The sequence below is a fragment of the Nocardiopsis sp. TNDT3 genome (assembly GCF_003427465.1).
GTDB classification, from domain to species: Bacteria; Actinomycetota; Actinomycetes; order Streptosporangiales; family Streptosporangiaceae; genus Nocardiopsis; species Nocardiopsis dassonvillei.
Genome location: NZ_QPFC01001180.1, coordinates 1 through 5,172, shown reverse-complemented (window position 1 = coordinate 5,172; position 5,172 = coordinate 1). Strand labels below are relative to the sequence as shown.

At 70.8% G+C, this 5,172-nt stretch carries 5 protein-coding genes; 4 read left to right on the top strand and 1 reads right to left on the bottom strand.

The window, feature by feature from the left end; all coding sequences use genetic code 11:
• Positions 1-35: 35 nt before the first annotated feature.
• Entirely contained in the window at positions 36-1,667 is a 1,632-nt protein-coding gene (locus DQW06_RS25495) for a BCCT family transporter (RefSeq protein WP_117199448.1), read from the bottom strand.
• A 236-nt stretch (positions 1,668-1,903) separates the two neighbouring features.
• Here DQW06_RS25495 and DQW06_RS25490 point away from each other — a divergent pair, with 236 nt between their 5' ends.
• The 4 genes from DQW06_RS25490 to DQW06_RS25475 all read left to right on the top strand — a co-directional run.
• Complete coding sequence (locus tag DQW06_RS25490) at positions 1,904-2,842, top strand: TetR/AcrR family transcriptional regulator (protein WP_041552485.1); 939 nt, start codon at positions 1,904-1,906, stop codon at positions 2,840-2,842.
• Between the two features lie 152 nt (positions 2,843-2,994).
• Positions 2,995-3,894: a 3-keto-5-aminohexanoate cleavage protein gene (locus DQW06_RS25485; protein WP_071621784.1), complete on the top strand. Its 900-nt coding sequence runs from the start codon at positions 2,995-2,997 to the stop codon at positions 3,892-3,894.
• Between the two features lie 40 nt (positions 3,895-3,934).
• On the top strand, positions 3,935-4,924 hold the full coding sequence (locus DQW06_RS25480) for a 3-hydroxyacyl-CoA dehydrogenase NAD-binding domain-containing protein (RefSeq protein WP_013152380.1): 990 nt from the start codon (positions 3,935-3,937) through the stop codon (positions 4,922-4,924).
• A partial coding sequence (locus DQW06_RS25475) for a thioesterase family protein (protein ID WP_198662550.1) occupies positions 4,921-5,172 on the top strand: 252 nt, incomplete at its 3' end. The genes DQW06_RS25480 and DQW06_RS25475, both read left to right, overlap by 4 nt.

The following is a 5,172-nucleotide window of genomic DNA, read 5'->3' as shown; positions in this document are numbered from 1 at the left end:
GCCGGACCGCCCCGGGTGCCACCGCCTGGGAGGGGTCACCTCGCAGCCGGGGTCGGCGGTGACGGAGGCGTGTCCAGTCCCGGTTCCTTCCCCCGGTCCGGATCGAGACCGGGCTCGGCTCCAGTACCGGCCCCGGGGGCCGCAGCGCCGGAACGGTAGCGCTCGTCCTCGCGGAGCCAGCGCACCAGGGAGGCGGCGACCAGGCTCAGGATGAAGATCAGCGGGAAGGCGGTCACGACCGACAGGGTCTGCAACGCGTCGGTGCCTCCGGCCGACATCACCGAGACCGACACCGCGGCCAGGACGATCGCCCAGAGCACGCGGTTGGCCCGGGAGGGCTCGACCTCGTTGGGCAGGTCACGGGAGGTGGCAGAGCCCATGATGTAGGACGCGGAGTCCAGCGTGGTGGCCAGGAAGACCAGCAACAGCAGCAGGAACAGCGGGGTGATGATCCAGCTGAGCGGGAACGCCTCCAGCGTGGCGAAGATGGCCGGGACCGCGCCCTCGGCCTCCAGGGTGTCGACGATGGGCGCCTGTCCGCTCAGCTCGAAGGCCATGCTGGAGTTGCCGAGCAGCGCGAACGAGAGCCAGCAGCCCAGGCTGCCGAAGCCGCACATGCCGACGATGATCTGCCGGACGGTGCGCCCCTTGGAGATCTTGGCGCAGAACATGCCGACGAAGGGTCCGTAGGAGATCCACCAGCCCCAGTAGAAGACCGTCCAGATCTCCTCGAAGCCGGACCCGCCGACCGGATCGGTGTAGGTGCTCATCCGCACGATGTTCTGGGCGAGCATGCCGACGCTGTTGGTGAAGGTGTCGATGACGAAGACCGCCGGGCCCAGCACCAGGACCAGGACGCCCAGGGCGGCGGCCAGGTAGAGGTTGAGGTTGGCCAGGCGCTTGAGGCCGCGGTGCAGGCCCAGGGCTACGCTGCCCCCGAACAGCACGGTCCACAGGCCGATGACGATGGTGTTGAGGGTGGGGCCCGGCTCGAAGCCCAGCATGCGGGAGGCGCCCTCGGCGACGGTGGGCACGGCCAGGGCCAGCGAGGTCCCCGCCGCCCCGATCATCCCGAGGATGAAGAAGACGTCGATCAGGCGCCCCGGCCAGCGGTCGACGCGGTCGCCGAGCACCCCGCGGCAGGCCTCGCTCAGGCGCAGGCGGCGGATTCTACGCACGTGGTAGGCGTAGGCCAGGGCCAGGGTCGGTACGCAGAAGACCGCCCAGGCGGTGGGACCCCAGTGGAAGAGGGGGTAGGTGGCCGACCACTCGGCGGCCTCTGCGCTGTGCGGTTCGAGTTGGAACGGGGGATCCACGTGGTAGTGCGCCCACTCGATGATCCCCCAGTACATGAGGCCGCCGCCGATCGCGGCGGTGAAGATCATCGCGAGCCAGGTGGGGGTGGAGAACTCGGGGCGGTCGTCGGGGCCGCCCATCCTGATGCGGCCGTACCTGCTGAAGAGCAGCCAGACGAGCAGTACCGCGAGTGCGGCGACGAACCACATGTACACCCAGCCCAGGTCGGACTGGAGCCGGGACAGGACCTCGCCGAGCAGGCGTTCACCCGTCTGCGGCGCGATCACGAACGGCGCGCTGAAGCCGATCACCATGATCAGCGCGGGCCAGAAGACTGTTTTGTCGATGTTCCAGCGGATAGCTCGGGTCACCTCCGGGGTCGAGGGCGTGGGCTATCCAGTTACTACTGTGTTGCGCTTGACTAATCAACCAGTCAGAATCGCCTCACCGCTGTTCTCGGTCCACCGCTGTGCGCTGCCGTTATGAGGAAAAGCGTTTGGTGGCAAGGGTTTCCTGGGTAGTGGGGCGCTCGGGCCGATGCCTCTGTAACGAAGTGACAACCACGTCCGCGTTGCGAAAATCGCCATCGTGCTGTTACGTTCCCACCGTGAGCGACAACGTGGCCGACGACGTGCGCGGCAGGGCCCGCGAGGCGATCCGCCGATCCGGCCTCTCCCAGCGCCAGTTCGCGACCAGACTCGGCATCGACCCCAGCAAACTCTCCAAGTCCCTGACCGGCACCCGGCGCTTCACCGCCCTGGAACTGGCCGGTATCGCCGACGAGACCGGGGTGACGGTCAACTGGCTGCTCAACGGCAAGGACGACGCGGAGACGGTCTCGGCGGTACCGCGCGACTCGTCGGCGGTACGGCCGACCTCCGCGAGCCTGGCGGGCCACCCCGCGGCCGCCCGGGAGCACAGCCGCAGGCTCCAGATCATCGAGGCCGCGTGGACCCTCATCGCCGAACGCGGCCTCCACTCGGTCCGCGTCGCCCAGATCGCCCAGGCCTGCGGGACGTCCAGCGCCACCGTCCACTACTACTTCCCGACCCTCAACGACCTGCTGGTGGAGGCGCTGCGCCACTCGGTGAAGCAGGCCTTCGACCGCCAGGTCGCGGGGCTGCACACCATCGAGGACCCCTACGAACGCCTCCTGCGGCTCATCGAACTCCAGCTCCCCGACTCCGAGCGCCTGCGGCTGGAGTGGTCGATCTGGCTCCAGGTGTGGACGGCGGCGGCGCTGGACCCGCGGATGCGCGGGCTGCACACCGACTCCTACCTGCGCTGGCACGAGACCATCGCCCGCACCCTGCGCGAGGGCAGGGAGAGCGGGGTCTTCGCCGACTTCGACGTCGAGGAGATGACCAGACGCCTCACCGCCCTCATCGACGGCATGGGCATCCAGGTCATGACCGGGATGCCCGGGCGGTCGGTCGCCCACATGCGTGACACCCTGCGCTCGGTCATCGACAGCGACGTCCTGGGCCGTCGCGGCGCCCCGGGGGACGGCGATATCCCGGGCGGCAGTGGCGCCCCGGGGGACTGAGCCAGCCCGCATTCGACCCGGCCCGTACCCGCCCCGGCCCCCTCCGGAGCCCTCACCTCGGTTCCGCGCGCCCGAAAACGCCCCCTCCGGCCCGAGGGCCGCCCGTCCACAGCATCCGCAACACCGCACACACACGGAGACGGAGCACCGCCATGAGCGACACCATGAACCCCAAACCCATCCTGACCTGCGCCCTCACCGGCGCCGGGGACACCGTCGGCCGCAGCGAGCACGTGCCGGTGACGCCCGAGCAGATCGCCGCCGCCGCGGTCGAGGCCGCCGAGGCCGGTGCCAGCGTGGTGCACATCCACGTCCGCGACCCCGAGACGGGCGCCCCCTCCCGCGACAACGCCCTCTACCGGGAGGTCGTCGACCGCATCCGCCAGACCGGCGTGGACATCGTCATCAACCTCACCGCGGGCATGGGCGGCGACCTGGTGATCGGCCAGGAGGACCCGCTCGAGTTCGAGGAGGGCACCGACCTCGTCAACGGCCTGGACCGCCTGCCGCACGTGGAGGAACTGCTGCCCGACATCTGCACCCTGGACTGCGGCAGCCTGAACTTCGGTGACGGGAGCCAGGTGTACATCTCCACCCCGGACATGCTGCGCGCGGGCGCCAGGCGCATCCAGGAACTCGGGGTCCGCCCGGAGCTGGAGATCTTCGACACCGGCCAGCTGTGGTTCGCCAAGACCATGCACGCCGAGGGCCTCATCGACGACCCGTCGCTGTTCCAGCTGTGCACCGGCATCCCCTACGGGGCGCCCTCCGACCCGGGCGTCCTCCAGTCGATGGTGAACCTGCTCCCCGAGGGCGCGCAGTGGGCGAGCTTCTCCATCGGCCGCAAGCAGATGCCGTGGGTGGCGCAGTCGGTGCTGCTCGGCGGGCACGCCCGGGTGGGGCTGGAGGACAACCTCTACCTCAGCCGCGGGGTGAAGGCCACCAACGGCCAGCTCACCGAGAAGGCCGTCAACATCATCGAGCAGCTCGGCGCCCGGGTGGCCACACCGGACGAGACCCGCGCCATGCTCGGGCTCCGCCGCGCCGCCTGACCACCGCCCCACACGAACCGCCGACCACACGAGGAGCACGATGACGGAGAACGCGAGAACCACCCCCGAGGCCGTGCGCACGGTCGCCTGCGTCGGAGCGGGTGTCATCGGGGGCGGCTGGGTGGCCCACTTCCTGGGCCGCGGCTACCGGGTGGTCGCCTGGGACCCCGCCCCGGACGCCGAGAGCAGGCTGCGCGGGCTGGTCTCCTCGGCCTGGCCCGCCCTGGAGGAGCTGGGCCCGGCCGAGGGGGCCTCCATGGCGAACCTGCGGGTCGTGGACACGCTCGCTGAGGCCGTGGCCGACGCGGACTTCGTCCAGGAGAGCGCCCCGGAGCGCCTGGACCTGAAGATCGACCTGCTGGCCGAGATCGACGCCGCCACCCCCGAGGGCGTGGTCATCGCCTCGTCCACCTCCGGCTACAGCATGAGCGAGATGCAGGTGGGGGCCCGCACACCGGGGCGGCTCGTGGTCGGACACCCGTTCAACCCGCCCTACCTGGTGCCCCTGGTCGAGGTGGTCGGCGGCGAGCGCAGCGAGCGGTGGGCCGTCGACTGGGCCTCGGACTTCTACCGCGCCGCGGGCAAGTCGGTGATCACCATGGAGCGGGAGCTGCCGGGGTTCATCGGCAACCGGATCCAGGAGGCCGCCTGGCGCGAGGCCCTGCACATGGTCGCCGAGGGGGAGGCCACCGTCGAGCAGATCGACCTGGCGATGACCAGCGGCCCCGGGCTGCGCTGGGCCTTCTTCGGCCCCTGCCTGACCTTCCACCTGGCCGGGGGAGAGGGCGGCATGGCGCACATGCTCGACCACTTCGGCCCGTCCCTGAAGTCCCCGTGGACCCGCCTGGAGGCGCCCGAACTCACCGCCGGACTGCGCGACCGCATGGTCGCGGGCACGGACGAGGTCGTGGCCGGGCGCTCCACCGCCGAACTGATCGCCCAGCGCGACCGCCGCCTGATCGCGGTGGCCCGCGCGCTGGAGGAGGTCGAACGCGCCGAGGCCGCCGAGCGGGCGGGGGCGGACGCGTGAGCGCGACGCTCACCCAGCGGCTGCGGCCCGAGTGGATCGACTACAACGGCCACCTCAGCGAGGCCTACTACGTCCTGGTCTTCGGGTTCGCGACGGACGCGCTGATGGACCGGGTCGGCTTGGACGCCGCCTACCGCGAGCGGTCCGGCCGCTCGCTGTACACGGTGGAGGCGCACGTGCGCTACCTGCGCGAGGTCGCCGCGGACGACGAGGATAGCGCACGTGCGCCTCCACCGTGTACAGCGAGC